The sequence below is a fragment of the Azonexus hydrophilus genome (assembly GCF_038368255.1).
Taxonomy (GTDB): Bacteria; Pseudomonadota; Gammaproteobacteria; order Burkholderiales; family Rhodocyclaceae; genus Azonexus; species Azonexus hydrophilus.
In genome coordinates this window covers 236,301-261,822 of record NZ_CP151406.1, presented here as the reverse complement: position 1 = coordinate 261,822, position 25,522 = coordinate 236,301, and the positions used below count along the sequence as shown (strand labels likewise).

Annotated in this window: 30 protein-coding genes and 2 tRNA genes; 14 read left to right on the top strand and 18 right to left on the bottom strand. The window is 65.0% G+C overall.

The annotated features are described in order from the left end of the window. Positions 1-5: 5 nt before the first annotated feature. From AADV58_RS01275 to mobA, 4 genes are all read left to right on the top strand, one after another. Positions 6-101, top strand: a tRNA-Sec gene (locus AADV58_RS01275). A gap of 138 nt (positions 102-239) precedes the next feature. Beyond that, positions 240-674 (top strand): glycine cleavage system protein H, encoded by a 435-nt coding sequence (locus tag AADV58_RS01270; protein WP_341743855.1) that lies wholly within the window; start codon positions 240-242, stop codon positions 672-674. After that, the gene (locus AADV58_RS01265) at positions 667-1,032 is read left to right on the top strand and encodes a DsrE family protein (protein ID WP_341743854.1); all 366 of its coding nucleotides are present in this window, start codon (positions 667-669) and stop codon (positions 1,030-1,032) included. The genes AADV58_RS01270 and AADV58_RS01265 overlap by 8 nt, the downstream gene beginning before the upstream one ends. Next, positions 1,032-1,619, top strand: coding sequence for a molybdenum cofactor guanylyltransferase MobA (mobA, locus tag AADV58_RS01260; RefSeq protein WP_341744522.1), 588 nt, complete (start codon positions 1,032-1,034; stop codon positions 1,617-1,619). The genes AADV58_RS01265 and mobA overlap by 1 nt, the downstream gene beginning before the upstream one ends. On the opposite strand, the gene AADV58_RS01255 is transcribed toward mobA, so the two are convergent. Next, positions 1,616-2,098, bottom strand: coding sequence for a hypothetical protein (locus tag AADV58_RS01255; protein WP_341743853.1), 483 nt, complete (start codon positions 2,096-2,098; stop codon positions 1,616-1,618). The two genes, mobA and AADV58_RS01255, sit on opposite strands and share 4 nt — an antisense overlap. Positions 2,099-2,181: 83 nt before the next feature. Between AADV58_RS01255 and AADV58_RS01250 the strand changes: the two genes are divergently transcribed. Beyond that, positions 2,182-2,574: a rhodanese-like domain-containing protein gene (locus AADV58_RS01250; protein ID WP_341743852.1), complete on the top strand. Its 393-nt coding sequence runs from the start codon at positions 2,182-2,184 to the stop codon at positions 2,572-2,574. On the opposite strand, the gene AADV58_RS01245 is transcribed toward AADV58_RS01250, so the two are convergent. From AADV58_RS01245 to AADV58_RS01235, 3 genes are read right to left on the bottom strand one after another with little or no spacing between them, the layout of a single operon-like run. Continuing rightward, positions 2,554-3,753, bottom strand: a complete 1,200-nt coding sequence (locus AADV58_RS01245; protein ID WP_341743851.1) for a multidrug effflux MFS transporter — start codon at positions 3,751-3,753, stop codon at positions 2,554-2,556. The genes AADV58_RS01250 and AADV58_RS01245 overlap by 21 nt on opposite strands. 4 nt (positions 3,754-3,757) lie before the next feature. Beyond that, positions 3,758-5,245 (bottom strand): YifB family Mg chelatase-like AAA ATPase, encoded by a 1,488-nt coding sequence (locus AADV58_RS01240; protein ID WP_028993980.1) that lies wholly within the window; start codon positions 5,243-5,245, stop codon positions 3,758-3,760. A 6-nt stretch (positions 5,246-5,251) separates the two neighbouring features. Next, positions 5,252-5,497 (bottom strand): accessory factor UbiK family protein, encoded by a 246-nt coding sequence (locus AADV58_RS01235; RefSeq protein ID WP_028993981.1) that lies wholly within the window; start codon positions 5,495-5,497, stop codon positions 5,252-5,254. A 247-nt stretch (positions 5,498-5,744) separates the two neighbouring features. Here AADV58_RS01235 and AADV58_RS01230 point away from each other — a divergent pair, with 247 nt between their 5' ends. The 3 genes from AADV58_RS01230 (at position 5,745) to AADV58_RS01220 (ending at position 8,350) form a co-directional block, all read left to right on the top strand. Next, entirely contained in the window at positions 5,745-6,536 is a 792-nt protein-coding gene (locus AADV58_RS01230) for a TorF family putative porin (protein ID WP_028993982.1), read from the top strand. Positions 6,537-6,608: 72 nt separating this feature from the next. Then, positions 6,609-6,947 carry a P-II family nitrogen regulator gene (glnK, locus tag AADV58_RS01225; RefSeq protein WP_028993983.1) on the top strand — a complete coding sequence of 113 codons (339 nt, stop codon included), beginning with the start codon at positions 6,609-6,611 and terminating at the stop codon, positions 6,945-6,947. Between the two features lie 11 nt (positions 6,948-6,958). Continuing rightward, positions 6,959-8,350 (top strand): ammonium transporter, encoded by a 1,392-nt coding sequence (locus AADV58_RS01220; RefSeq protein ID WP_028993984.1) that lies wholly within the window; start codon positions 6,959-6,961, stop codon positions 8,348-8,350. 106 nt (positions 8,351-8,456) lie between these two features. Here AADV58_RS01220 and AADV58_RS01215 read toward each other — a convergent pair whose 3' ends face one another. The 6 genes from AADV58_RS01215 to AADV58_RS01190 are packed head-to-tail and all read right to left on the bottom strand — an operon-like array spanning position 8,457 to position 15,379. Then, positions 8,457-8,999: a hydrolase gene (locus tag AADV58_RS01215; RefSeq protein ID WP_028993985.1), complete on the bottom strand. Its 543-nt coding sequence runs from the start codon at positions 8,997-8,999 to the stop codon at positions 8,457-8,459. Continuing rightward, the gene (gene purU / locus AADV58_RS01210) at positions 8,999-9,862 is read right to left on the bottom strand and encodes a formyltetrahydrofolate deformylase (protein WP_028993986.1); all 864 of its coding nucleotides are present in this window, start codon (positions 9,860-9,862) and stop codon (positions 8,999-9,001) included. The genes AADV58_RS01215 and purU overlap by 1 nt, the downstream gene beginning before the upstream one ends. Positions 9,863-9,867: 5 nt before the next feature. Continuing rightward, complete coding sequence (gene thrH / locus AADV58_RS01205; protein ID WP_028993987.1) at positions 9,868-10,479, bottom strand: bifunctional phosphoserine phosphatase/homoserine phosphotransferase ThrH; 612 nt, start codon at positions 10,477-10,479, stop codon at positions 9,868-9,870. 43 nt (positions 10,480-10,522) lie between these two features. Then, positions 10,523-12,538 carry a putative bifunctional diguanylate cyclase/phosphodiesterase gene (locus AADV58_RS01200; protein WP_341743850.1) on the bottom strand — a complete coding sequence of 672 codons (2,016 nt, stop codon included), beginning with the start codon at positions 12,536-12,538 and terminating at the stop codon, positions 10,523-10,525. Beyond that, a complete protein-coding gene (locus tag AADV58_RS01195; protein ID WP_341743849.1) occupies positions 12,535-13,398 on the bottom strand; it encodes a phosphate/phosphite/phosphonate ABC transporter substrate-binding protein in 864 nt (287 codons plus the stop codon). Before AADV58_RS01195 ends, AADV58_RS01200 begins: the two co-directional genes overlap by 4 nt. Before the next feature lie 55 nt (positions 13,399-13,453). Beyond that, the gene (locus AADV58_RS01190) at positions 13,454-15,379 is read right to left on the bottom strand and encodes an ATP-binding cassette domain-containing protein (RefSeq protein ID WP_341743848.1); all 1,926 of its coding nucleotides are present in this window, start codon (positions 15,377-15,379) and stop codon (positions 13,454-13,456) included. Positions 15,380-15,419: 40 nt separating this feature from the next. Between AADV58_RS01190 and AADV58_RS01185 the strand changes: the two genes are divergently transcribed. Both AADV58_RS01185 and AADV58_RS01180 read left to right on the top strand, forming a co-directional pair. Then, a complete protein-coding gene (locus AADV58_RS01185; RefSeq protein WP_341743847.1) occupies positions 15,420-16,628 on the top strand; it encodes an HD-GYP domain-containing protein in 1,209 nt (402 codons plus the stop codon). A 42-nt stretch (positions 16,629-16,670) separates the two neighbouring features. Beyond that, positions 16,671-17,864 carry an HD-GYP domain-containing protein gene (locus AADV58_RS01180; protein WP_341743846.1) on the top strand — a complete coding sequence of 398 codons (1,194 nt, stop codon included), beginning with the start codon at positions 16,671-16,673 and terminating at the stop codon, positions 17,862-17,864. On the opposite strand, the gene mutY is transcribed toward AADV58_RS01180, so the two are convergent. After that, positions 17,836-18,873: an A/G-specific adenine glycosylase gene (gene mutY / locus AADV58_RS01175; RefSeq protein ID WP_341743845.1), complete on the bottom strand. Its 1,038-nt coding sequence runs from the start codon at positions 18,871-18,873 to the stop codon at positions 17,836-17,838. The two genes, AADV58_RS01180 and mutY, sit on opposite strands and share 29 nt — an antisense overlap. Before the next feature lie 63 nt (positions 18,874-18,936). Between mutY and AADV58_RS01170 the strand changes: the two genes are divergently transcribed. Beyond that, entirely contained in the window at positions 18,937-19,428 is a 492-nt protein-coding gene (locus tag AADV58_RS01170; RefSeq protein WP_341743844.1) for a flavin reductase family protein, read from the top strand. A 9-nt stretch (positions 19,429-19,437) separates the two neighbouring features. Here the strand turns inward: AADV58_RS01170 and AADV58_RS01165 are convergent, their stop codons facing one another. Beyond that, the gene (locus AADV58_RS01165) at positions 19,438-19,899 is read right to left on the bottom strand and encodes a hypothetical protein (protein ID WP_341743843.1); all 462 of its coding nucleotides are present in this window, start codon (positions 19,897-19,899) and stop codon (positions 19,438-19,440) included. A gap of 243 nt (positions 19,900-20,142) precedes the next feature. Here AADV58_RS01165 and AADV58_RS01160 point away from each other — a divergent pair. Beyond that, a tRNA-Gly gene (locus AADV58_RS01160) sits at positions 20,143-20,216 on the top strand. Between the two features lie 13 nt (positions 20,217-20,229). On the opposite strand, the gene AADV58_RS01155 is transcribed toward AADV58_RS01160, so the two are convergent. Beyond that, entirely contained in the window at positions 20,230-21,180 is a 951-nt protein-coding gene (locus AADV58_RS01155; protein WP_028993996.1) for a LysR family transcriptional regulator, read from the bottom strand. 104 nt (positions 21,181-21,284) lie between these two features. Here AADV58_RS01155 and AADV58_RS01150 point away from each other — a divergent pair, with 104 nt between their 5' ends. Together AADV58_RS01150 and AADV58_RS01145 are read left to right on the top strand one after the other, a co-directional pair. After that, positions 21,285-22,229, top strand: a complete 945-nt coding sequence (locus tag AADV58_RS01150; RefSeq protein ID WP_028993997.1) for a sodium-dependent bicarbonate transport family permease — start codon at positions 21,285-21,287, stop codon at positions 22,227-22,229. Then, the gene (locus AADV58_RS01145; protein ID WP_028993998.1) at positions 22,226-22,534 is read left to right on the top strand and encodes a P-II family nitrogen regulator; all 309 of its coding nucleotides are present in this window, start codon (positions 22,226-22,228) and stop codon (positions 22,532-22,534) included. Before AADV58_RS01150 ends, AADV58_RS01145 begins: the two co-directional genes overlap by 4 nt. A 10-nt stretch (positions 22,535-22,544) precedes the next feature. On the opposite strand, the gene AADV58_RS01140 is transcribed toward AADV58_RS01145, so the two are convergent. The 5 genes from AADV58_RS01140 to rapZ are packed head-to-tail and all read right to left on the bottom strand — an operon-like array spanning position 22,545 to position 25,514. Next, positions 22,545-23,156, bottom strand: a complete 612-nt coding sequence (locus tag AADV58_RS01140) for an LON peptidase substrate-binding domain-containing protein (protein ID WP_341743842.1) — start codon at positions 23,154-23,156, stop codon at positions 22,545-22,547. A 19-nt stretch (positions 23,157-23,175) separates the two neighbouring features. Further along, entirely contained in the window at positions 23,176-23,787 is a 612-nt protein-coding gene (locus tag AADV58_RS01135; RefSeq protein ID WP_028994000.1) for a flavin prenyltransferase UbiX, read from the bottom strand. After that, entirely contained in the window at positions 23,784-24,317 is a 534-nt protein-coding gene (locus tag AADV58_RS01130; RefSeq protein ID WP_341743841.1) for a Gx transporter family protein, read from the bottom strand. The genes AADV58_RS01135 and AADV58_RS01130 overlap by 4 nt, the downstream gene beginning before the upstream one ends. Further along, on the bottom strand, positions 24,298-24,672 hold the full coding sequence (locus tag AADV58_RS01125) for a NusG domain II-containing protein (RefSeq protein WP_341743840.1): 375 nt from the start codon (positions 24,670-24,672) through the stop codon (positions 24,298-24,300). Before AADV58_RS01125 ends, AADV58_RS01130 begins: the two co-directional genes overlap by 20 nt. Continuing rightward, complete coding sequence (gene rapZ / locus AADV58_RS01120; protein ID WP_341743839.1) at positions 24,672-25,514, bottom strand: RNase adapter RapZ; 843 nt, start codon at positions 25,512-25,514, stop codon at positions 24,672-24,674. Before rapZ ends, AADV58_RS01125 begins: the two co-directional genes overlap by 1 nt. Between the last annotated feature and the right edge of the window lie 8 nt (positions 25,515-25,522).

Here is a 25,522-nt window from a genome sequence, read left to right as displayed (position 1 = left end):
ACAACGGAAGGAATCGTTCCCCGGTGGGGCGGCCGGTCTTCAAAACCGGCAGGGCCTGTCAGACAGGCTTGGGTAGGTTCGACTCCTGCTTCCTTCCGCCATCGATCGCGCGTGGCGCATCCATGACTTTGTCGACTGCGCCTCGCCGTGCAGCAGCACTGTCTTCGGCTTGTCTTCGCGTCCTGAATGCACCACGCGCGCCGAATACGCCGCTATAAGTTTCACGCGAAATCCGCTAAATGGCTCACTCTCCTTTCACCGGCACCATTCCCGACGATCTCCTCTACGACCCCGAGCACGACATGTGGGTGCGCGAGCTGCCGGGCGGCGAGTTGTTGGTCGGCGCGACCGCTTTCGGCATTCACCTGGCCGGCGAGATCATCGCCTTCACCAGCAAGCCGAACGGTGCCGAGGTGGCGCGCGGGCGGGGGATGGGGACGGTCGAGTGCCGCAAGACGCTGCTTGCGCTGCATGCGCCGCTTTCCTTCGTCCTGCTTGAAGGCAACGAGGCGGCCGAGGAGCGGCCTGGGCGGATCAACCGCGATCCCTACGGCGACGGCTGGATGGCCCGGGTGCGGCCGACCGACTGGGCCGGCGAACGCGGGCTGCTGGTCGATGCCGCCGCCTACCGGGCGCAGGTGCTGAAGCTCGATCCGGAGGCCCGCCTTGACTGAGCGCCTGGCCCTGCTGATCGGCTCGGCGCAGCCGGAACAGGCGGTGACGCCGCTGGTCCATGCGCTGGCCGCGCGCGCGCTGGATGCCGAGGTCGAAATCCACTTCGCCGGGCCGGCGGTGCGCTGGCTGGTCGCCGGGGTCGCCGAGGCGGCCTGGCCGACGCCGGCGCGGGAAAAGTCCATCGCCGCCTTCCTCGACGAAGCCGCCGTCGCCGGCGTCCGCTTCTACGCCTGCGGCATGGCCCGCGCTGCCTGGGTCGGCGCCGAAGAAACGCTGCGCGCCGATGCCGGCGCCGCCGGCGCCACTGCCTTTGTCGCCCGCACGCTCGATCCGGCGTGGCGGACGCTGGTGTACTGATGGAGCGCGGGGAGATCACCGGCGTCGTCCTGGCCGGCGGTCTCGGCCGGCGCATGGGCGGCGTCGACAAAGGCCTGCAGGAACTCGACGGGCGGCCGCTGGTGGCGCACATCATCGAGCGCCTGCAGCCGCAGGTCGGCCCCTTGCTGATCAACGCCAACCGCAATGCCGAGGTCTATGCCCGTTTCGGCTGTCCGGTGGTCGCCGATGCCGTGCCCGATTTTGCCGGGCCGCTGGCCGGCCTGCATGCGGCGCTGGCAGCCGCATCGACCCCGTGGGTGGTGACCGTGCCCTGCGATTCGCCCTTCCTGCCGGCGGATCTGGTGTCGCGCCTGGCCGGGGCGGCGGAGCAGGCATCGGCCGGGGTGGCGGTGGCGCGCACCGGCGACCAGGTGCATCCGGTGTTCTGCCTGTGCCGGCGCGAGTTGCGTGATCATCTCGGCGATTACCTGGCGCGTGGCGAGCGCAAGTTCACCGGCTGGTACGCTTCGCTGGCGACGGTGGAAGTGGCTTTCGACGATCAGCCGGCGGCTTTCGAGAACATCAACACGGTGGCCGAACTGGCGAGTTTTTCCCGGCCGGCTTAAGGCCTGGGCTGGATGCGCTGGCCGGCTTTCCTGACGGTGCCGTCGGCGAGGTCGAAGTGCACCGAAAAGTAGCTTTCCTCGGTGGGGAAATCGCCTTCGATTCGCCATTCCCAAACCGATTCGCCCAGATTGGAGAAAGTCTGGCGACTGGCCGGCTGGCCGAGCAGGCGCCGGACTTCGTCCTGCGTCAGACCCGGCGTGACGCGGGCGTAGGTCGCCGGCGTCAGCACCTGGTCGAGCGCGGCAACGATTTCCTGGCGGTCGAAGCGGATCATGTAGCAATGCACCCCGGCCGGTTGCCGGCTGTATTCCCAAGTCACCGTGCCGTCGTCGTTGCGGTGGATGAAGCCGGGTTCGCCCATGCGGCTGCGCACTTCGGCCTGGGTGGTGATGCCCGGCTTGATTTCCGGCAGATTGACCATGTCGCAGGCGGGCAGCAAGGCCGTCAGCAGTGCGGCGATCCAGGCGGGCAGTTTCATGGGGGCTCCTGTGGCGGGGATGGGTTTGGGCGTTTTGCTGCCTTGCTCGCATAATAGCGGCTCATCCAGCTATTTCTCATGCCATGCAGCATCTCGACCCCCAAGCCGCCCATGATTTCCTCCAGCAGACGCCGGAGGCCGTACTCGTCGATTGCCGGACGGAAATCGAGCACATGTATGTCGGCCATCCGGTCGGTGCCGAGCACGTGGCCTGGCAGGAGGCGCCGGACTGGGAAATCGATCCCGAGTTCGCGCGCAAGGTCGGCCGCCTGATCAAGGGCGACCTGAGCCGGCCGGTGCTGCTCATCTGCCGCAGCGGCACGCGCTCGATCTTTGCCGGCGAGGCGCTGGAAGCAGCGGGTTTCCAGCAGGTGATCAACGTCACCGAAGGTTTCGAAGGGCCGCTCGACGACAATTTCCATCGCGGCACGCTCGGCGGCTGGCGCCTGCGCGGCCTACCCTGGCAGCAGTCGTAGGCGACGGTGCGCCAGCGCGGCCAGGCCGCCGGCGATGAGCAGGCCGGCCATGCCCAGCGCCAGGTGCAGGGTCGATCCCCACAATAGCGGCGCGATCAGTGCTGCCGACAAACCATTGAAGCCGGACTGGAAGAACGTCTGGCAGGACGCCGCCAGCCCGCGTTTGTCGGGGAAAGGATCGAGTGCGAACAACGTCAGGTTGGGCATCGCCAGCGACATGCCGATGGTGTACACGAACAGGGGGGCGACGCTCCACGGCAGGCCGGGCGGCAGGCTGAGGTTGAGGCCGAGATTGAGCAGCGCGGCGGTGGCCATGATCGCGTAGGCGACGGCGATGGTCTTGCCCGGCGGCAGCTTGCCGGCCAGGCGCCCGGAAATCCACGAACCGCACATCAGGCCAGCCATCGCCGGGCCGAACAGCCAGAGGAAAGCGGTTTCCGGCAGGCCCAGGTGCCGCATCAGGAAGGCCGGCGCCGACAGCACATAGACGAAGAAGCCGCCAAAATTCAGCGCCAGCGCCGAACAGGCGAACAGGAAGCGCGGCGAACTCATGACTTCGCGATAGGCGCCGGCCAGGTAGGTCGGACGCAGCGACTGGCGTTTCTCCGGTGGCAGGGTTTCCGGCAGCAGTTTCAGGCAGGCCAGCCACAGCGCGGCCGTTGCCAGCACCAGGAAGGCAAAGATCGCCCGCCAGCCGAAGGCAATCTGCAGCCAGCCGCCGATCACCGGAGCAATCGCCGGGGCGAGCGCAAACATCATGGTGATCTGCGCCATCAGCCGCTGGGCGGCGGCACCGTCGTAGAGATCGCGGACGATGGCCCGGCTGATGACGATGCCGGCGCCGGCGGTGATCCCCTGCATCGCCCGCCAGAACCACAATTGCCCGATGCTGGTGGCGAGCATGCAGCCGAGCGAGGCAACGCCGAACAGCGCCAGCGCGCCGAGGATCACCCGGCGGCGGCCGAAACGGTCGGCGATTGCGCCATGCCACAGGGTCATCGCGGCGAAGGAGAGCAGGTAGGCGGACAGCGTCTGCTGGACCTCGAGCGGCGTTGCCCCGAGTTGCGCGGCGATGTCCGGGAACGACGGCAGATAGGTATCGATCGAGAACGGACCGAGGGCGGAAAGGCAGGCAAGCAGCAGGGCGATGCCGCGGGTGCTGCGGGCGGTGTGGGGCATGGGATCAGTCGCGGGCGAAGCGGCGGTACTGGATGGCTTCGGCAATGTGGGGTGCGCCGATGATAGCGCAATCGCCGAGGTCGGCGATGGTGCGTGCGACCTTGAGTACGCGGTGCCAGGCGCGCGCCGACAGGCCGAGGCGCTGGGCGGCCTGTTGCAGCAGGGCGCTGCCGGCGGTGTCGGCCTGGCACAGGGCATCGATTTCGCGGGTGTTGAGACGGGCGTTGGCCTTACCCTGGCGCTCGCGCTGGCGCGCCCAGGCCAGTGCGACGCGCTCACGCACACTGGCCGAGGATTCGCCGTCCGGGCGTCCGGCCAGCGATTCGGGCGGCAAAGCCGGGACTTCGATGACCAGGTCGATGCGGTCGACGAAGGGGCCGGAGAGTTTGCCGCGGTAGCGGGCAACTTGCTCCGCTGTACACAAGCAGCGTTTTTCGCCGTGGTAGCCACAGGGACAAGGGTTCATCGCCGCGATCAACTGAAACTCGGCCGGGTAATCGGCATGGCGGGCGGCGCGGGAAATGTGCACGCGCCCGGTTTCCAGCGGTTCGCGCAGGGTTTCCAGCACCTTGCGGTCGAATTCGGGCAATTCGTCGAGAAACAGGATGCCCTCGTGGGCCAGGCTGATCTCGCCCGGGCGCGGCGGATTGCCGCCGCCGACCAGCGCTGCCGCCGAGGCGGTGTGGTGCGGGCTGCGGAAGACGCGCTGGCCGTAGCGGGTCGGATCGAACTGGCCGACCAGCGACAGGACGGCCGCCGAAGCGCGCGCGGCGGCGTCGTCGAGCGGCGGCATCAGGCCCGGCAAGCGGGCGGCGAGCATCGACTTGCCGGCCCCTGGCGGTCCCAGCATCAGCAGTGAATGCTTGCCGGCGGCGGCGATTTCCAGCGCCCGCCGCGCCTGTACCTGACCCCGCACCTCGGCCAGATCGGGATAGTGGATGGGGTTGCTGCGTTCCGGCAGCGGCGGGGGCTGCAATGGGCTTTCGCCGGCCAGATGGGCGCAGACGGCGAGCAGCGAGCCGGCGGCCAGAATGTTGTCCTGGCCGGTGAGCACCGCTTCGCAGGCGCTATCGTGGGGCAGGATGAAGGTCTTGCCGTCGCCGGCAGCGTTCAGTGCCATGGCCAGGGCGCCGCGTACCGGGCGCAGTTCGCCGGACAGTGACAACTCGCCGGCAAATTCATGGGCAGCCAGTTTTTTACCCGGAATCTGGCCGCTGGCAGCGAGGATTCCGAGTGCGATCGGCAGGTCGAAACGTCCGGACTCCTTGGGCAGGTCGGCCGGTGCGAGATTCACGGTAATCCGCCGGGCCGGGTATTCGAAGCCGGAATTGACGATGGCGGCGCGTACCCGGTCGCGCGCCTCGCGCACTTCGGTATCGGGCAGACCGACCAGGGTCAGTCCGGGCAGGCCGTTGGCCAGGTGCACCTCGACGGTGACCGGCGGCGCGTTGAGTCCGTCCAGTCCCCGGCTCAGCGCAACGGCCAGTGCCATCGCTGCTTACTGTTTCCCGTCGCGGGCTTTTTCCAGCGCCTCGACGCGTGCTTCCAGTGCCTGCAATTTTTCGCGGGTGCGGGCCAGTAGTTGCGCCTGGATGTCGAATTCCTCGCGGGTGACCAGGTCGAGCTTGCCGAACACGCCGCTCATGACGGCCTTGGCGTTCTTTTCGATGTCTTTTGCCGGCGAATTGGCCAGCAGCGCACTCATCTTGTTGCCGAATTCTTCCAGGATCTTGGGGTCGAGCATGATTTTCCTCCGTAGGCCGGCGAGTTTAGCACAGTGGAATTTGTCGCGATTTGCCGTCTCGCTCGTCGCTGGTGCGTGACGAAGTGTAACTGCACCGGATTGGTGCCCTGTATCGGTGCGTAGTCTTGGGTTATTTGTTTATCTATATGAATTTAATGGATAAAAGCTCGCTGGCACAGCTCCTGCATTGCTGTGCTGCACAAAATACTGTTTTTGCTTTTCAACTTTTCCTTACAGGAGAGAAACCATGAAGAAGTCCCTGATCGCCCTGGCTGTCGCCGGTGCCATTTCCGTTCCGGCCATCGCTCAGGAAGCCGCAAGCCCGCATACCTTTACCGGTAATGTCACCATTGCCTCGGATTACGTCTTCCGTGGCATCAGCCAGACCCAGCACAAGCCGGCCATCCAGGGTGGTTTCGACTACAGCCATGCCAGCGGTTTCTACGCCGGCATCTGGTCATCCAATGTTGCCTGGGTCAAGGAAGGTGGCTTCAAGGACAACAGCAGCCTGGAAGTGGATGTCTACGGCGGCTATCGTGGTGCGATCGGTGATTTCGGCTATGACGTTGGTGCCTTGCACTACTACTACCCGGGCGATACCAACACCACTAACAACTTCCCGAACCCGGATTCGACCGAGGTCTATGTCGGTGTCAGCTGGAAGTTCCTGAGCCTGAAGTATTCGCACGCAGTGTCCTCGCACCTGTTCGGCTGGGTCAACCCGACGAGCAATGAGAAGAGCCGGGGTAGCAACTATCTTGACCTGACGGCAACGCACGATTTTGGCAATGGCTGGGGTGGCGTGGCGCACGTGGGTCGCCAGACGATCAAGAACTACAGTGATGCTTCCTATACCGACTGGAAGATCGGCGTTACCAAGGATCTCGGCTTTGGCGTTGCCGGCCTGACCTACACCGATTCTAATGCCAAGGGAAGTTGCCCGTTCGTCAACACGCAGCCTTACTGCTGGGGTACCGCGCCTCGTGACAAGGACGTCAGCGAGTCTCGTGTCGTCCTGTCCTTCAGCAAGTCCTTCTAATCACTTCAGATGTTCGCCCGGTGTCTGCGGACACCGGGAAGACGCAAGTCGCTACCACTTAGGGGAACACTCATGAAATTCGTTACTGCCATCATCAAGCCGTTCAAGCTTGACGAAGTGCGTGAGGCGCTGTCCGCCATTGGCGTTCAGGGCATCACGGTGACCGAGGTCAAGGGTTTCGGTCGTCAGAAAGGCCATACCGAGCTGTATCGCGGCGCCGAGTATGTGGTCGATTTCCTGCCCAAGGTCAAGCTCGAAGCTGCCGTCAAGGCCGAGCAGATCGATCAGGTTATCGAAGCCATCGAGAAGTCTGCCAGCACCGGCAAGATCGGTGACGGCAAGATCTTCGTCTTCGATCTCGAACAAGTCGTCCGTATCCGCACCGGTGAAACCGGTGACGATGCCCTGTAAGGAGTCCTGACATGAAACACGTACTCTCCATGCTGGCCCTGCTGGGCGCGGTGACCTTCGGGGCACCGGCCTGGGCCGAAGAGCCGGCCGCTGCTGCGGCTGCCGTCGAGGCAGTTGTTGAAGTGGCTGCCGAAGCCGCTGCTGCGGTTGCCGAAGCTGCCGCACCGGCGCCGGTTGTTGAAAAGGGTGACGTTGCCTGGATCATGACCGCCACGCTGCTCGTCCTGTTCATGGCCCTGCCCGGCCTGGCACTGTTCTACGGCGGTCTGGTCCGCTCGAAGAACATGCTGTCGGTGCTGATGCAGGTCATGGTCGTCTTCTCGCTGATTTCCATCCTGTGGGTTTTCTACGGTTACAGCCTGGCTTTCACTGAAGGCTCGCCGTACATCGGCTCGCTGTCCAAGCTCTTCCTGTCGGGGGTGACGCCGGATACGCTGGCCGATACCTTCACTGACAACGTCAAGCTGCCGGAATATGCCTTCATCGCCTTCCAGTGCACCTTCGCCGGTATCACCTGCGCGCTGATCGTCGGTTCCTTCGCCGAGCGCATGCGCTTCTCCGCCGTGCTGATCTTCTCGGTCATCTGGTTCACGCTGTGCTATCTGCCGATCGCTCACATGGTCTGGGGTCCGGGTGGTCTGCTGCTGGGCGACGGCGCGCTGGACTTCGCTGGCGGTACCGTGGTGCACATCAACGCCGGTGTTGCCGGTCTGGTCGGTGCCTACATGGTTGGCAAGCGTATCGGCTACGGTCGTGAATCGATGGCTCCGCACTCGCTGACGCTGACCATGGTCGGTGCCTCGATGCTGTGGGTGGGCTGGTTCGGCTTCAACGCCGGTTCCAACCTGGAAGCCACTTCGGGTGCGACGCTGGCCTTCATCAACACCCTGATCGCCACGGCGGCCGCCGTGCTGGCCTGGAGTGCCGGTGAAGCCATGTTCAAGGGCAAGGCCTCGATGCTGGGTGCTGCTTCCGGTGCGGTTGCCGGTCTGGTTGCCATCACCCCGGCTTGCGGTTCGGTCGGCCCGATGGGCGCCATCATCATCGGTGGTCTGTCCGGCTTCGTCTGTCTGTGGGGTGTCAGTGGCCTGAAGCGCATGCTTGGTGCTGATGATTCGCTCGACGTGTTCGGCGTGCATGGCGTCGGCGGCATCATCGGTGCCATCCTGACCGGTGTGTTCACCGCCCCCTCGCTGGGTGGCACGGGCGACGCCGAGTTCAGCATCGCCAGCCAGGTCTGGATCCAGACCTACAGCGTGATCATCACCATCGTCTGGTCTGCCGTGGTTGCCTTCATCGCCTACAAGATCGCCGATATCGTGGTCGGTCTGCGGGTGCCGGAAGAAGAAGAGCGCGAAGGTCTCGACCTCACCGCTCACGGCGAAAGCGCCTACCACCACTAAGCAGTTTCGTAGTCTCTCTCCCTTTGGGCACCTTCGGGTGCCCATTTTTTACGGGAAATAAAAAACCGCCGAACCGGCGGTTTTTTATTTGGGCGATTGATCAGGCTTACTTGATCAGCGGCAGCAAGGCTCGGAAATCGTCGGTGCCGCCCTTCTCCAGCCACTCGAACAGGACCATTTCGGTGCTGACCACATGGCCGCCGGCATCGCGCAGACGTTCCAGAGCGAGCTGGCGGTTGGCTGGCGTGCGCGAAGAGGCGGCGTCGGCAACCATGAACACCTGGAAGCCTGCGGCGAGCAGGCCGAGGGCAGTCTGCAGGACGCAAACGTGGGTTTCGGCGCCGGTCAGGATGACTTGGCGGCAGCCGGTTGCGCGCAGCATGTCGAGTACGCCGGGCTCGCTGGCGCAGGAGAAATGGATTTTCTCGAAAATGGTAGCGGCGCTGGTTGCGTCGCGAATGGCGGCGACGCTGTGGCCGAGTCCCTTGACGTAGTGCTCGGAAACGAAGGCCGGGATGCCGAGGTGGCGGGCGCCTTCAAGCAGCTTGACGCTGTTGCGGGTGATTTCGTCGGCTTCGAAGATCGCCGGGGCGAGCTTTTCCTGGATGTCGACGACGAGGAGGAGCGAGTCTTTGCGGGAAATCAGCATTAGCGGAACACCACCGTCTTGTTGCCGTGTACCAGTACACGGTCCTCAAGATGGTAGCGCAGGCCGCGGGCGAGAACTGTCTTCTCGATGTCTTTTCCGTAGCGGACCATGTCTTCCGGCGCGTCCGAATGGTCGATGCGGATCACGTCCTGCTCGATGATCGGACCGGCGTCGAGCTCGCTGGTCACGTAATGGCAGGTCGCCCCGATCAGCTTGACGCCGCGCTGGAAGGCCTGGTGGTAGGGCTTGGCGCCGACGAAGCTGGGCAGGAAGCTGTGGTGGATGTTGATGATCTTGCCGGTCAGCGCGTCGCACAGTTCCGGCGACAGGATCTGCATGTAGCGCGCCAGGACCATGGTGTCGCCGCGCACATCGTCGAAGATGCGCTGGATTTCGGCGTAGGCGGCGGCCTTGTTGTCCGGATTCACCGGCACCTGGATGAAGGGAATGCCGTGCCACTCGACGAAACCCTTGAATGTGTCGTGGTTGGAGATGACGCAGGGAATCTCGATGTCCAGCTCTTTCGACTGCCAGCGCGCCAGCAGGTCGTACAAGCAATGTTCCTGCTTGGAGACCATGACCACGACGCGCTTCTTGACTGCGCTGTCGCTGATCCGCCAGTCCATCGCCAGCGGTTCGCCGATTTCGCGGCGGAAGCGGTCGCGGAATTCGGCGAGCAGGAAGGGCAGCGAATCGGCCTTGATCTCGATGCGCATGAAATAGCGACCGGTGACATCGTCCGCGTGGAAACTCGATTCGAGAATCCAGCCGCCGTGCTCGGCGATGAAGCCGGAAACGCGGGCGATGATCCCGACCCGGTCGGGGCAGGAGGCGGAGAGGGTGTAGAACCGGTCGCGATGCATGATGGTCAGGCGGCCTTGGCGAATGCTTTGTCGATTTCGGCGCGCAGCGCGTCGTAGTCGCGTACCACCGGGAACTGCGGGAATTCGCGGATGACGTTTTCCGGCGGGTGGAAGAGGATGCCGCCGTGGGCTTCGCCGAGCATCGCCGTGTCGTTGTACGAATCGCCGGCGGCGACGATGGTGAAGTTCAGTTCCTTGAAACGCTTGACCGCCTCCTGCTTCTGGTTCGGCATGCGCAGGTGGTAATTGACCAGCATGCCGTCGGCGTCGGCTTCGAGCGAATGGCAGAACAGCGTCGGCCAGCCGAGCTGGCGCATCAGCGGGTGGGCGAATTCGTAGAAGGTGTCGGACAGGATGATGACCTGGTAATCTTCGCGCAGTTGGTCGAGGAAGGCGCGGGCGCCCTGCATCGGGCCCATTTCGGCGATCACCTTCTGGATGTCCGGCAGACCGAGCTTCTTCTCGCGCAGGATGTTCAGGCGATAGGTCATCAGCTTGTCGTAATCGGGTTCGTCGCGCGTCGTGCGCTTGAGTTCGGGAATGCCGGTGCGCTCGGCGAATTCGATCCAGATTTCGGGGACGAGTACCCCTTCGAGGTCAAGACAGACGATTTGCACGGCGAAACTCCCTGAGACGGCGAAAAAACGCGATTTTACCCGATTAACCCGTCTGGATTACGGCTTCCGGGTGGGAAAGGTAGTAGCCCTGTGCGTAATCGACACCGAGGCCGCGCAGGATTTCCAGCGTCCGCGCGCTGCCGACGAACTCGGCCACCGTTTTCTTGCCCAGACCGCGCGCGACTTCGACGATGGCGCGGACGAAGACCTGGTCGCTGGGATCGTCGGCCAGGTTGCGGATGAACATGCCGTCGATCTTGAGCACATCGGCGGGCAACTGCTTCAGATAGGCGAAGGACGAGAAGCCGACGCCGAAATCGTCGAGGCAGACGGTGCAGCCGAGACGGTGCAGGTCGTCCATGAAGGTCTCGGCGTCATGGATGTTGGCCAGGGCAGCGGTCTCGGTCAATTCGACGATGAGTCGCTGCGGCTCGACCTCGAACGCCGCCAGCTTGCTGCGGATCAATTCGGCCAGTCCCGGTTCGCCGAAGGAGCGGGCGGAAATGTTGATGGCCAGGGCCGGCAGATCGGGTTCTTCGGCGAGCACGCGGATGGCGTCGCTGATCACCCAGCGGTCGATGTCGAGAATGCGCCCGCTCTTTTCGGCGGCGGGGATGAACTTGCACGGCATCAGCAGCGAATCGGGGCTGTCTGGATCGATCATCCGGACCAGGGCTTCGTAATGGGCGACGGTGCCGGTGCGCACCGAGTGGATGCCCTGGAAATGCAGGACCAGGCGCCGCTCGTCGAGCGCGCGCTGGATGCGGTCGTTCCAGCCCAGTTGGTGGAGCATCTGCTCGGAGTCGTCGAGATCGGGCCGGTAGATGCGCCAGCAGTTCTTGCCGCTGGACTTGGCCTGGTACATCGCGGCGTCGGCGTGGGAAACGATGTTCTCGCTGCTGTCACCGTGTTCCGGGAAAAGCGCGATGCCGAGGCTGATGGTCAGGCCGAGCTGATGGCCGGAGAAATCGAAGGCGATGCTGCGTACGGCATTGACGATGCGTTCGGCCAGCGCCTGGGCGCCGGCCCGGTCGGCCCCGGGGGCGAGGATGACGAACTCGTCGCCACCCAGGCGGGCGAGCATTTCGTCGGCGCGGACGATCTTGCCGATGGTGTTGGCGGCGCGCAGCAGGACGTTGTCGCCAGCGCGATGGCCAAAGGTGTCGTTGATCGTCTTGAATTCGTCGATGTCGAAGTAAAGCAGCGCGCCATGGTATTCCGGTCCGCGATGCACGTGTTCCAGTGCACGTTCGAGTTCGGCCGAGAAGCGGGCCCGGTTGGCCAGCCCGGTCAGCGGGTCGCTTTCGGCCATGTAGAGCAGGCGTTCAGCCAGTTCGCGCTGGGTCAGCTCGGCTGCCTCGAGTTCCACCATGCGGGCATTCAGGGCGGTGGCCATGGCGTTGAAGGCGGTGACGACGCGGCCGATATCGTCGTTGTCACCACTGGGCAGCGGCGAAAAGCGCTCGCCTTGCGCCAGGGCGCGGCTGGCGTTCGACAGCGCGCTCAGGTGGCGGGTCAGCCACAGTGCGATGGCGGTCAGCACGCCGGTGGTCAGCAGGATGCCGAATAGGGCGAGCAGGATGTTCTGGGTCAGGATGTCGCGCCGGGCGGTATTCAGGAAGTGCAGGTCGAGTCCGATCAGCAGTTCGCCGTAGTGCCGGCCTTCGATTTCCATGGCGATGTGGAAGTCCATGCGGCTGCTGTCCTCGGGTAGTCCCGAGAGGAATTCCACGGCGCTTTGCCCGGGCAGTTCGCTGGCCGACGCCGAGGCGATGCGCCGGTCTTCGTCGTCGAACATGACCAGATAGCTCATCCCCTGCAACTGGCGTGCGTCGTTCAGGATTTCGCTGATGGCGGCGTAGTCGTGCTGGGCCATGGCCGGCGCCAGCGCGGCCCGCATCAGGCGGCTGGTTTCAGCCCGGCGCAGCTCGAATTGCTGGAGCAGGTGGGTTTCGGCAAGGCGCTGGCTGTTCCACAGTATGGCCGAAATCATCACGACCTCGACGATCACCGTCAGGACGATCAGGCGCCCGCGCAACGAGCGGGGCAGCAGCGTCATTTTTGATCCGCTTCGCGCAGCTGCCGGCGGGTTTCGGGCAGTGCGCGTTCCAGCGTCTTGCGGTCGTCGGCGGTGAGCGCGCGGAAACCGCCCTGAGCCGTATTGGTGAAGAATTCCTGGCCCGCCGGCGAGCGTTCGAAAGCTTGCAGCGCGGCGATTACCGCTTTGTAGTCCTCGCCCAGGCGGGCGTGGGCGATGTAGAACTGACCCGGGAAAACGGCCAGGTCGCGCCAGACCTGGGTGCGTTGGCGAATTTCCGGCGGCGACAGGACCAGGCTGGTGGCATTGACCAGGGCGGCGCGGGTCTTGCCGGTAATCGCATTGTGGATTGCGCTGGAGTGCGAGACGGCGCTGACGAACTGGTAGTCCTGGTTCTCGACCAACCCCTCGTCGGCCAGGGTCTGCGCGCCCAGGATGGCCATCAGTGCGCTGCGGTCGGTGACGGCAATGCTGGCGCCGCGCAAGTCGGCGATGTTCTTGACTGGTTGGTCGGCGGCACTGACCAGAATGCCGCGAATCGGGTCGCGGTGAACCAGCAGCGGCTGGAAACCATGGTCGCGAATCGCCAGCCAGCCGTAATGCGGCGGGGTGATCGCAATATCGTAGTCGCCAGCGCGCAGGCGCTGGAAAAAGCTTTTGTAATCTGGAGCGGTACGCAGATTGACCGGGCGCTGCAGGCTGCTTTCCAGGCTCTGGGCCAGCGCCGCATGAGTGCGCAGCAGCATGCCGGTGCTCATGTAGGGAACGATGCCGAGGGTCAGCGGGGTGCCGGCCGGCTTTTCGGCGGCTGTGGCCGGATGCGGCAGGATAAGGCCAAGGGCCAGCGACAGGGCGCAGACGAACAAGCTCAGGTGGCGCATACGACAATCCGGAGACACATAAGCACAGGATTATAGACCGTAAGGCCGTCAGGGTTTATGCGGAATCGGCGGACGGCAGTGCTTCGAGTGCTTCGTGCAATTCCAGCCAGCGCAGCTCGGCTTCGTCGATCTGCTCGCCAAGGGTATTGGCCTGGCGATGCATTTCTTCGCTTCTGGCGCGGTCTACCTTGGTGTAAAAATCGGGCTCGGCGAATTGCGCGTCGAGCGCCGCCTTCTCTGCCTGCCACTTGGCCAGCTTGCGGTCGATCTGCTCGATTTCCTTGCTCAGCGTGCGCCGCTGGGCGAGCAGGGCCTGCCGGTTGGCCTTGGCGTCGGCGCGTTGCTGCAGGCGTTCGCTTTTCTCGGCAGCGACGTCGGGTGCCGCTGCCTTCTCGGCGTTGCGCTGCGCTGCCAGCCAGGCGGCGTAGTCGTCGAGGTCGCCGTCGAAAGGCGTTGCCCGGCCGTTGTCGACGAGCAGCAGTTCGTCGGCGCAGGTGCGCAGCAGGTGGCGGTCGTGCGAGACGACGACCATGCCGCCCTCGAATTCCTGCATGGCGAAGGTCAGCGCCTCGCGCATTTCCAGGTCGAGGTGGTTGGTCGGTTCGTCGAGCAGCAGCAGGTTGGGCTTGGTGCGGATCAGCAGGGCCAGCGCCAGGCGCGATTTCTCGCCGCCGGAGAAGGGTTCGACGGCGCGTGTCGCCATGTCGCCGCGGAAGTCGAAACCGCCCAGGTAATCGCGAAGTTCCTGTTCCGGCGTCAGCGGTTCAAGGCGTTGCAGGTGCTGCAGCGGCGATTCGTCGGGGCGCAGTTGTTCGAGCTGGTGCTGGGCGAAGTAGCCGATGTTGAGCGCCTTGGCTTCCCTGCGGTTTCCTTTTTCCTCGCCGCCCTGCTGGGCGAAGGCGCCGGCGAGCAGCTTGATCAGCGTCGACTTGCCGGCGCCGTTGCGGCCGAGCAGGCCGATGCGGCAGCCCGGGCGCAGCGTCAGCGTGATGTTGTCGAGAATCTTGCGGTCGACGTAACCGGCACTGGCATTCTCGATGACCAGCAGCGGATCGGGCAGGCTTTCCGGCGCGCGGAAGCTGAAATGGAAGGGCGAGTCGACGTGCGCGGCGGCGACGATTTCCATGCGTTCGAGCATCTTGACCCGGCTCTGCGCCTGGCGTGCCTTGGTCGCCTTGGCCTTGAAGCGCTCGACGAAGCGGGTCAGCTTGGCGATCTCGCGCTGCTGCGCGGCGAAAGCCGATTGCTGGGCGGCCAGGCGGGCGGCCTTGGCACGTTCGTAGTCGGAGTAGCCGCCCGTGGTCAGCGTCAGCTTCTGCTGGTCGATGGCGATGATCTGGCCGACCACGGCGTCGAGGAAGTCGCGGTCGTGCGAGATCAGCAGCAGCGTCGCCGGCGTCGTCTTCAGCCATTGTTCCAGCCAGAGCACGGCGTCGAGGTCGAGATGGTTGGTCGGCTCGTCGAGCAGCAGGAGGTCGGCGCGGCAGGACAGGGCGCGGGCGAGATTGAGGCGGACTCGCCAGCCGCCGGAGAAGTCGGCGACCGGCCGGGCGAAGTCGGCGTCGGTGAAACCGAGTCCGTGCAGCACCTCGGCGGCGCGCGCCTTGGCCGAATAGCCGTCGATGTCGGCGTAGCGGGTGTGCAGGTGGCCGATCGCCTCGCCGTCGCCGCGAGCCTCGGCGTCGGCCAGTTCGCGTTCGACGCGGCGCAGTTCGAGGTCGCCGTCGAGCACGAAATCGAGCGCGGCGTCGGGCAGGGCCGGGGTTTCCTGGGTGACGCGGGCGATCTGCCAACTGGCCGGGATCTCGCAGTCGCCAGCTTCGGCGTGCAGTTCGCCGGCGAGCAGCGCGAACAGGCTGGATTTGCCGCAGCCATTGGCGCCAACCACGCCGACTTTCCAGCCGGGGTGGATCTGCAGGTTGGCGTCGACCACCAGGGGGCGGGCGGCACGGGCGAAGGTGAGTTGACGGAGGGCGATCATCAGGGGGCGAATTATAGCGGCGGGCTGCTAGAATCCTCGCATGATCAAGCTGATTACCACCGACCAGCTCAAGCCGGGCATGCATATCCATGACCTCAATTGCGGCTGGCTCGATCATCCCTTCCTGACCAACGCTTTCCACGTGCGCGACATGGCGACCGTGGACAAGATCGTCAAGCTCGGTATCAGGGAGGTGTACATCGACACCGTCAAGGGTGCCGATGTCTGGCAGGCGCGCAGTGCCAGCGAGGTCAGTGCCGAACTCGACCGGCGGCTGCAGGAAATTGCCGAGAAGAAATCCGACCGGCCGATCGAGGTCGACGTCAAGGACGAAGCGGCGCGGGCGCGCCGTCTGCAGGGCGAAGCCAACAAGATCGTGCGCAACATGATGGACGATGTGCGCCTTGGCCAGCAGATTCAGGTCGAGCGCGTCGAGCCGCTGGTCGAGGGCATTGTCGATTCGATCTTCCGCAACCAGGATGCGCTGCTGCCGCTGAATCGTCTGAAGAATCACGACGACTATACCTTCCAGCATTCGGTCAGCGTCTGTGCCCTGCTGGTCGCCTTCGGCCGGGGCATGAAACTCGACAAGGCGGTGATCCGCGAACTGGCGCTCGGTGGCTTGCTGCACGATGTTGGCAAGGCGCGTATTCCTGATCGCATCCTGAACAAGCCGGGCAAGCTGAGCGACGACGAATTCGACCACATGCAACACCATGTCGACGAGGGTGTTGCCCTGTTGCGCGAGTCGGGCGGCGTCAGCGACATCGCTTTGCAGGTGACCGCCCAGCACCACGAGCGCTTCGACGGGTCGGGTTATCCCGGTGGCCTGGTCGGCGCCGGCGTGTCGCTGTACGGGCAGATGGCGTCAATTGTCGATGTCTATGATGCGATCACTTCCGAGCGCGTCTACCACAAGGGTATGGCGCCGACCCAGGCGCTGAAGAAGCTTCTCGAATGGAGCAGCCATCATTTTGATCCCAAGCTGGTCCAGGCCTTCATCCGCTCGATCGGCATCTATCCCAGCGGCTCGCTGGTCATGCTCGAAAGCAAGCGCCTCGGCGTGGTTCTGGAGCAGAACGAAGGCAATCTGCTTGAACCCGTGATCAGGGTCTTCTATCACACCGGGCAGAAGCACTACATTCCGCCGGAAATCATCGACCTGTCCAAGTTCCAGGTAGACCGGGTCGCCAGTTTCGAAAGCTACGAAAAATGGAACATCGATCCTCAGCTCTGGTTGCCGGGCTGATTCCGGCCTGGATGGCCGGCGATTGAGCAGGCGCGGTTCACGGTGATCCGCAAGATAGCCATCGGCGATTTGCAGCCCGGCATGTATGTCGTTGATCTGCACAAATCCTGGCTGGAACACCGCCTCTGGCGCAACCGCCTGATGATCCGCGACCAGGCGCAGATCGACCGCCTGCGCGAGGACGGTATCGTCGAAGTCAGCATCGATACCCGGCGCGGCAAGGATGTCCCGGTTCCTGCGCCGAAGGAAGCCCGTCGGCCGGTGCCGATGTTGCCGCCCAGGCCTGCGCCACGGGTGTCCCTGGGCGAGGAAAGACGGCGTTCGGCCCGCCTGTTGAACGAGGGGGCAGTTCTGCTCGACGAGCTGACCGATGCGGCCCGGGCCGGGCAGCGGGTCGACGCATTGCGTCTGGAGCCGCTGGTGGCCCGAATGATCGAATCGGTGGCGCGCAATCCCGATGCGCTGGTTCCCCTGTCCCGGCTCAAGCAGATGGGCGAGTACGACAGTGCCCATGCCGTGGCAACGGCGGCGCTGATCATTGCGCTTGGTCGTCAGCAGGGGCTGGCCGCGCCCGAAATCGAGAAAATGGCGCTCGGGGCCTTGCTCAAGGACATCGGGCTGGCGGCCATTGATACGCGTTTGGTCGACAAGTCGGGGCAGCTATCGCATGCCGAGTATGTGCAGGTACAACGCCATGTCGAGGAGGGCCTGGCGGTGCTCGAAGCGACCGCCAGCCTGCCGGAAACGACGGTGGCGGTGGTTCTTGAGCACCACGAGCGTTTCAACGGCAGCGGCTATCCCTACCGCATGGCCGGCGAAGGGATTTCACTGGCCGGCCGGCTGGCGGCGATTGTCGATAGCTATGACGCGATGACCTCCGACCGCCCGTATCGTGCCGCGCTATCGCCGACGGTGGCATTGCGCCAGCTTTACGAGCAGGGCGGCAGCCAGTTCGATCCGGCGCTGGTCGCCGGCCTGGTCCGCACCCTTGGCATTTACCCGGTCGGTACCCTGGTGCTGCTCGAAAGCGGGCATCTGGCGGTGGTCGAGCAGGTGCATGCCGAGCAACCGTTGAACCCGGTGGTCAATGTCATCTACCACGCCGGGCGGCGCCAGTATTGCGCGCCGGTGCAGGTCGACCTGGCCAGGAAAGTCGGTAACCACTACGGGCAGATCGTCCGCGCCGAAAGCTTCCAGCGTTGGGGGCTCAGTCCGGAGCGCTGGCAACCAGCCTGATCAAGCGGGCAATCGGCGTCGGTACGCCAGCCGCAGCGGCTTTGCTCAGCGGCAACCATGCGCTGCCGGTCTCGCCGGTTGCCGGAGGCGCCTGGACACGGCAGAGCACCGGTTGCAGGGTCAGCCGGAAATGCGTGAACGCGTGTTTCAGGTCAGGCAGCTTCCGCTGCGCCAGGGCGCACAGACCGCGCGCCGCCAGCACCTGCTCCGGTTCGCCTTCCGGTGGCACCAGCAGGCCACCCCACAGGCCGCTCGGCGGTCGCCGTTCGAGTAGCAGGCGCTGGCCGTCGGTGATCAGCACGAAGGTCGCGTTGCGTTCCGGCATCGGCGCTCGCGGCCGGGCTTCCGGCAAGGTTTTCTGGCGCCCTTCGCGGCGGGCGACGCAGGCATCGGCAAAGGGACAGGCCGGACAGTGCGGTGTGCCGCGCGTGCACAAGGTCGCGCCGAGGTCCATCAGGCCCTGCGTGTAGGCCTCGATGCCGGTTTCCGGGAGCAGGCTTTCGGCGAGTTGCCAGAGTTTGCGTTCAACCGGAGCCGAGCCCGGAAATCCGGCAATGCCGAAGACCCGGCACAGCACCCGCTTGACGTTGCCGTCGAGGATTGCCGCCCGCTCGCCGAAACTGAAGGCGGCGATGGCGGCAGCGGTCGACCGGCCGATGCCGGGAAGCTCGGCGAGTTCGGCCGCAGTTCTCGGGAAAGCCCCGCCATGCTGCGCGACGATCTGCTGGGCGCAACGGTGCAGGTTGCGCGCCCGGGCGTAGTAACCGAGTCCGGCCCAGTGTTCGACGACGCGCTCGATCGGCGCCGCCGCCAGCGCCACGACATCGGGAAAGCTGCTCAGGAAACGCTGGTAATAGGGGATCACCGTGGCGACCTGGGTCTGCTGCAGCATGATTTCCGACAGCCAGACCCGGTAGGGGTCGCGGCTACCCTGCCAGGGCAGGTCGTGGCGGCCGGCAGCCTGTTGCCAGGCGATCAGTCGTTGGGCAAAGCTTTGTTCTTTCGGCAAATTTCGTCTCGACGCGGGAAGCGGGAGCCGGGATAATACGGCGTTTTTTCCGTAGTGAATGCCATGACCCAGCCGCAAACCGATACCCGCGCCCTGCGCAATGCCCTTGGCCGCTTTGCCACCGGCATCGCCATTGTCACGGCGATCGATCCGGACGGCCATCCGATCGGGCTGACGGTCAATTCCTTCTCGGCGGTTTCCCTGCAGCCGGCGCTGGTGCTGTGGTGTCTCGACAACGGCTCGCACAATCTGGAAGCCTTCCGCAAGGCCAGCCACCACGCAATCAACATCCTCTCAGCCGAACAGCAGGATCTCTCCAACCGCTTTGCCACCTGGCCGGCCGACCGCTTTGTCGGACTGCCCTGGCACGCCGGCGTCGGTGGCGCACCGGTGTTTCCCGGTTGCTGCGCCAGTTTCGAAGTCGCCAACGAGAGCGCGCTGCCGGGCGGCGATCACACGATCTTCGTCGGCCGCGTCGAGAAATTCAGCGAAGCCCCGCAACTGGCGCCATTGTTGTTCCACGCCGGCCGGTACCGCAAACTGGCCGAGGCCTGATCCGGCAGTTCAGTTAGGCAGTCCTGCCCGGTCCGACTGGCGTCGGCGGGGGTGATTGCCGGAGATGGGCAGGCCGCCCACCCCTTTGTCGCTGGTCCATTGGATCAGTGCTTCCCTGATCAGCCGTGCCTCGCCGGCGCTCAATTCGTCGTTGGCCAGGGCGATCCGCATCATTCCGCGCAGCAGGGTCTGTTGCAGGAAGGGATGGCTGACCTCTTCCAGCACCCGGGACAGGTCGCCGGCCGTCAGGCGCTGGTCGAGCGTGCGGGTCATCGACTGACCGAGTTCGAGGTCTTCGTAGAACTCGCGGATCACCGTGTCGAGCAGCGGGCTGTCGATACCCAGCGCGCGTAGGATGTCGTCCTGTTCGATCAGCTTGTACTCTTCCGGTTCGGCCACGCCGTCGATCAGCATGCCGAGGGCGAGGATGCGGGCAATGGCCTTGGGGCTGTTGTGTGGGTAGTGGCGCATTTTTGTCTCCTGGGAATGGTTGGATCCTGCCGGGGGTTCCGGTCCGGCTGATTATGCGGTGCCTGCCGGGGAAAATGTCTTACCCGGCACGATCGGCTACCATTCGTGATCAGATCGTTACATATCGCAACCATTTAGAACAAAACCGAATCGGCTGGTGCAGCGCGAGCGACAGACGGAAATCCTCGGACCCGCATTGAATTGCCGGTGATCCAGGACTAGAATCTCGCCTTCACCGCCCGAGCGGGCGTCGTATAGTGGCATTACCTGAGCTTCCCAAGCTCATGAGGAGGGTTCGATTCCCTTCGCCCGCTCCAGTCGCCGGTCCAATCAGCCCTCCTGTCTTGCGGAGGGCTTTTTTGTGTCCGGAAGCCCGGGGGCGCGGGATTCGCCGGCGGCTTCCAGCAATTCCCGGATGAAGGCCTGTGCAGGCAGTGACAGCACTTTTCCTTTCAGATGGACGATGGACCACGGCTGGCGGATCGGGAAATGTTCGACGTCGAGGATGGCCAGCCCTTGTTCGGCGGGGTCGGCGGCCAGCGAATGCCGCGACAGGATGGCCAGGCCGAGGCCGCTGGCGACGAGGTCGCGGATGGCTTCGTTGCTGGCGACGGTGAGGCGGACGGTCGGTGTCAGGCCGAGTTGCTGCAGGTGACGGTCGACGGCGGCGCGCGAGCCGGAGCCGGGTTCGCGCAGCAGGAAGGATGCGCCGGCCAGTTCGGCCGCCGTGCAGCGCCGGCCGGCGGCGGGGTGGTCGAGCGGGGCGATGACGACCAGCGGATTGTCGAGGAAGGGGCGGACGACGATGTCCATGTCAGCCGGCGGCAGGGACATGATGTAGAGGTCGTCCTCGTTGCCGCGCATGCGGGCGACGACGCCGGCGCGGTTGGTGATTTCCAGCTGGACGTCGATTTCCGGGTAGCGGCGGCAGAAGGCGCCGAGCATGCGCGGCAGGAAGTACTTGGCGGTGGTCACCAGGGCGACGCGCAGACGACCGCTGTGCATGCCCTGCAGGGCACCGATGGCCGAATCGAAGCGCGCCCATTCGTCGTCGAGCGCTCGCACCGTCGCCTGCAGTTCCTCGCCGGCAGCGGTCAGGCGGATGTCGCGGCCGATCTGCTCGAACAGCGGCAGGCCGATCGTCTCGCTCAATTGCTTGATCTGGATCGAGACCGCCGGCTGGGTCAGGTGTAGCGTCTCGGCCGCTCGCGAAAAGCTGCCGAGACGGGCGACGCTGGCAAAGGTTTCGAGCTGACGCTGGGTAATGTGGCGGCGGTTCATATAAGTAAAAGCAAATGATTTGACGATAAAGTTTAATTGGATTTAATCGATCGAAAAAGGGATAGTCGCGCCGTCGCGGCCCAGCCGCCTGCCGGAATGTTTCCATGCCCTTCGAACCCGTCATCCTTTTCTTCCTGCTCGGTGCACTGGCCGGCCTGATCCGCTCAGACCTGCGCATTCCCGCCGTCCTCTACGAATCGCTGAGCATCTTCCTGCTGCTGGCGATCGGCCTGAAAGGGGGCGTCGAACTGGCGCGCTATCCGCTGGGCGACCTGGTTTTCGCCGCCGCCTGCGTGGTGCTGGCCGGGGCGCTGATTCCGCTGATCGCCTTTCCGGTGCTGCTGCGTGCCGGCAAGATGGCGCGTGCCGACGCGGCGTCGATTGCTGCCCACTACGGTTCGGTGAGCGTCGTCACCTTCGCCGTCGGCAGTACCTTCCTGGCCGGGCAGGGCGTCGAGGCCGAGGGCTACCTGACGGTTTTCCTGGTCCTGCTCGAATTCCCGGCGCTGATGATCGGTATCTGGCTGGCCCGCCGGGGCGAGGGTGGCGGTGATTGGGGCAAGGTGCTGCACGAGGTCTTTGCCGGCAAGAGCATCGTCCTCCTGCTGGGTGGCCTGGTGATCGGCTGGGTTGCCGGTAGCGAGGGCTTGAAGCCGCTCGACAAGCTGTTCTTCGACCTGTTCAAGGGCATGCTGGCGATCTTCCTGCTCGAAATGGGCCTGGTGGCTGCCAGCCGGATCGGCGATCTGCGCCGGGCCGGCTGGTTCCTGGCCGGCTTCGCCATCGTCATGCCGCTGGTGTCGGCCGGCATCGGCATTGCCACCGGCCTGCTGCTCGGCCTGTCGGTCGGTGGCACGACCTTGCTGGCGACGCTTTACGCCAGCGCCTCCTACATCGCGGCGCCGGCAGCGATGCGCATTGCCGTGCCGGAAGCCAATCCCGGCCTGTCGATTGGCGCCGCGCTCGGCATCACCTTCCCGTTCAACCTGCTGGTGGGCATTCCGGCCTATCATTGGCTGGCCACCACCCTGCATGGAGTTTTCGCATGAACCGCCCGTTGCAAACCCGCAAGCTGCTGACCATCGTCTGCGAGGCCGCCCTGGAAAAGCGCCTGGAAAAGGAGCTGCCGCAGTTCGGCGCGCACGGCTACACGATTTCCGACGCCCGCGGCAGCGGCGCCCACGGTCGGCGCGACGCGGCCTGGCCGGCCAGCGCCAACATCCGGGTCGAGGTGCTGTGCGACGAGGCGGTGGCGGAAACCGTCATCCGCCACCTGGAAGCGCAGTATTTCACCAGCTACCAGCTGGTCGTCTTCCTGTCGGACGTACAGGTGTTGCGGGCGGAGAAGTTTTAACCCAGCAGGTTTAGCCTAGCAGCTTGCGCTGATCGAGGAATTTTTCGAGGATTTCCAGCCGGCTCAGCGGGTCTTCGAGTTCCAGCAGCTTCTGCTTGGCCAGGTTCTGCACCGGCAGGACTTCGGTCAGACGGTAGCCGACCCAGGCCGCGTCGTCGTAACGGTGCGGTTCCGGCATGCGCGCCGGGCCGAGGTCGCCGATCACGCGCTGGAGTAAAGGCAGCAGGCGCTCGCGATGCTGTGGCAGCGGCACTTCCGGCTCGGCGATCAATTCGACGCTGGCGATCAGCAGCTTGTCGGCGCCGACCTCGTGGTCGAGGATGCGGAAACGCCGGCCGCCGAGGGCATCGATCATCAGGATGCCGAGCTGCTCCATTTCCCAGTTGGCAATGCGGGCCAGGGTACCGACGGTGTGCGGCACGGCAGCTTCGCCGACTTCGGCGCCGGCGTCGATCAGGCAGATGCCGAAGGGCGTGTTTTCCTTGAGGCAGGCGGCGGCCATGTCCAGATAGCGTTGCTCGAAGATCTTCAGCGGCTGCACGCCGCCGGGGAAGAGCACGGTGTTGAGCGGGAACAGCGGGATGCGCAGGGTTTCGATGGCGGCGCCGTCGGGCGAACGCATGAAATCGAACCAGCCCATCTCAGTCGGCCTCGCCCCAGCGCCGCATCAGCGTGTGACCGACGCCTATCTGGTCGAGGACGCGGGCGACGACGAAATCGACGATGTCCTGCACGCTCTGCGGGTGCTGGTAGAAGCCGGGGCTGGGCGGCAGGATGACGGCACCGGCGCGCGACAGGCGCAGCATGTTTTCCAGATGGATCGCCGAGAACGGGGTTTCACGTGGAACCAGCACCAGCTTGCGGCCTTCCTTGAGGACGACGTCGGCGGCGCGTTCGATCAGGTTGTCGGAAAGGCCCTGGGCAATCGAGGCTAGCGTGCCCATGGTGCACGGACAGACGATCATCGCGTCGGGCGGGTTGGATCCGGAGGCGACCGGCGCAAACCATTCCTCGCGGCCGTAAACCTGCAGGTTTTCCGGGTGGGCAACGTTGAAGCGGGCGAGCAGGGCGGTGCGCGCCTCGGCCGGCCGCGACGGCAGCTCGAAATCCATTTCCTGACGGGCCACGATCTGCGCCGCCTGCGAATACAGCAACTGCACGCGACAGCCGGCGGCGAGCAGGCATTCGAGCAGGCGCAGGCCGTAGGGCATGCCCGAGGCGCCGGTCAGGGCGAGGCAGACGGTTTGGCTCATCGTGGGGAATCCATGGCAGGCGTATCAGCCAGCAGTTTAGCCGCGATCAGGCCGTTGATGGTGCCGAATACCAGCGCCGCCCCGGCAAACACCGGGGTGAGCAGGAAGACGCCGTCGTGCGGGATCAGCCAGGCGCGGGCGAGCAGTAGCTGGCCACCGATGTGGGCAAAGGCGGCGAGGATCGACAGGCTGACCGGGCCGAACCAGCGGGCCGGTAAATGGCGGGCCAGACCGAGCGTGAGCAGGCTGAGCGTGGTTCCGGTCAGCGACAGGAAGAAGCCGGGGGCGAGGAAGTAACCGAGCAGCAGGCTGCCGGCCAGCACGCGCAGGACGCTGACCCAGACCGCCGTGCCCCAGCCGTAGCGCAACAGCACGACCAGGGTGACGATATTGGCCAGCCCCGGCTTGACGCCGGGCAGCGGCGAGGGAATGGCCGCATCGACCAGCGACAGGCCGACGGCGGCGGTGGCCAGCCAGGCGACGCGCCGGTCCTCGGCAGTGACGGTCAGTTCAATAGCTGATCGAGTCATAGACACGGGTCCGGCCGGTGATCTGCAGGCTGACGCGATTGGGGGCGCAGATGGCGATTTCGCCGGGGCGCATCAGCCAGCCTTGCCTGACGCAGTACTGGCGCGGGCCGGGGTCGGAAACGACACGGGCGCGGCCGGGCTCGACGGCGATCAAGGTGGTGCCGAGCGGACCGGGAACTTCGATCTGCTTCCTGGCTTTGAGGTCGATGTCGGCGAAGACCTGGCCTTCCTGGCGGATGATCGCCCGGTCAGCCATGCCGCCTTGCCAGAACATCGGGATGCTCAGTCCGACCAGCGCGGCGGCCAGTCCGATGATCAGCCAGTCGCCGGGCAGCAGCAGCGCCAGCCAGCGCATCAGCCGGCCAGAGTGCGGTGGCGGACCAGGACGCGGGCCTGACTGGCGAATTGCCGGGCCAGGGTCTCGGCCAGGTAGACCGAGCGGTGCTGACCGCCGGTGCAGCCGATGGCGACGGTCAGGTAATTGCGGTTGTCGCGCACGTAGCTGGGCAGCCAGTCGCCGACGAAGCGGGCGATGTCGTCGCGCATGCGGGCCACTTCGGGCTGGGCCTCGAGGAATTCGATGACCGGACGGTCGCGCCCGGTCAGCGGGCGCAACTCGGGATCGTAGTGCGGGTTGGGCAGGCAGCGCACGTCATAGACCAGGTCGGCGTCGAGCGGCAGTCCGTGCTTGAAGCCGAAGGACTGGAACATCAGCGTCAGGCCCTGGCCAGGTTCGGTCTCGATGAACTGGCGCACCCACTCGCGCAGCGCATTGGCCTTGAGGTTGCTGGTGTCAATACGGTGGCCGAGGTCAGAAATCGGGGCCAGCATCTCGCTTTCCAGGTGGATCGATTCGGCCAGCGTACGGTTGTCGCCGCCCAGCGGGTGGCGGCGGCGGGTCTCCGAATAGCGCTTGAGCAGCGTTTCCTCGCTGGCGTGAAGGAACAGGAAATTGTGGCGAACGCCGTCCTCGGTGAGTTTCTTCAGCTTCTCCGGGAGCAAGCCAATGCCGCCGCCGGAACGGGCATCGATGGCCACCGCGAGCTTGCGGACCTTCTCCTCGCGCAACATGCCGACGAGTACCGTGAGCATCACCACCGGCAGGTTGTCCACGCAGTAATAACCGGCGTCCTCAAGCAGGTGCAGGGCGACGGACTTGCCTGAACCGGACAGGCCGCTGATGAGAATGAGTTCCATGGAGGCAG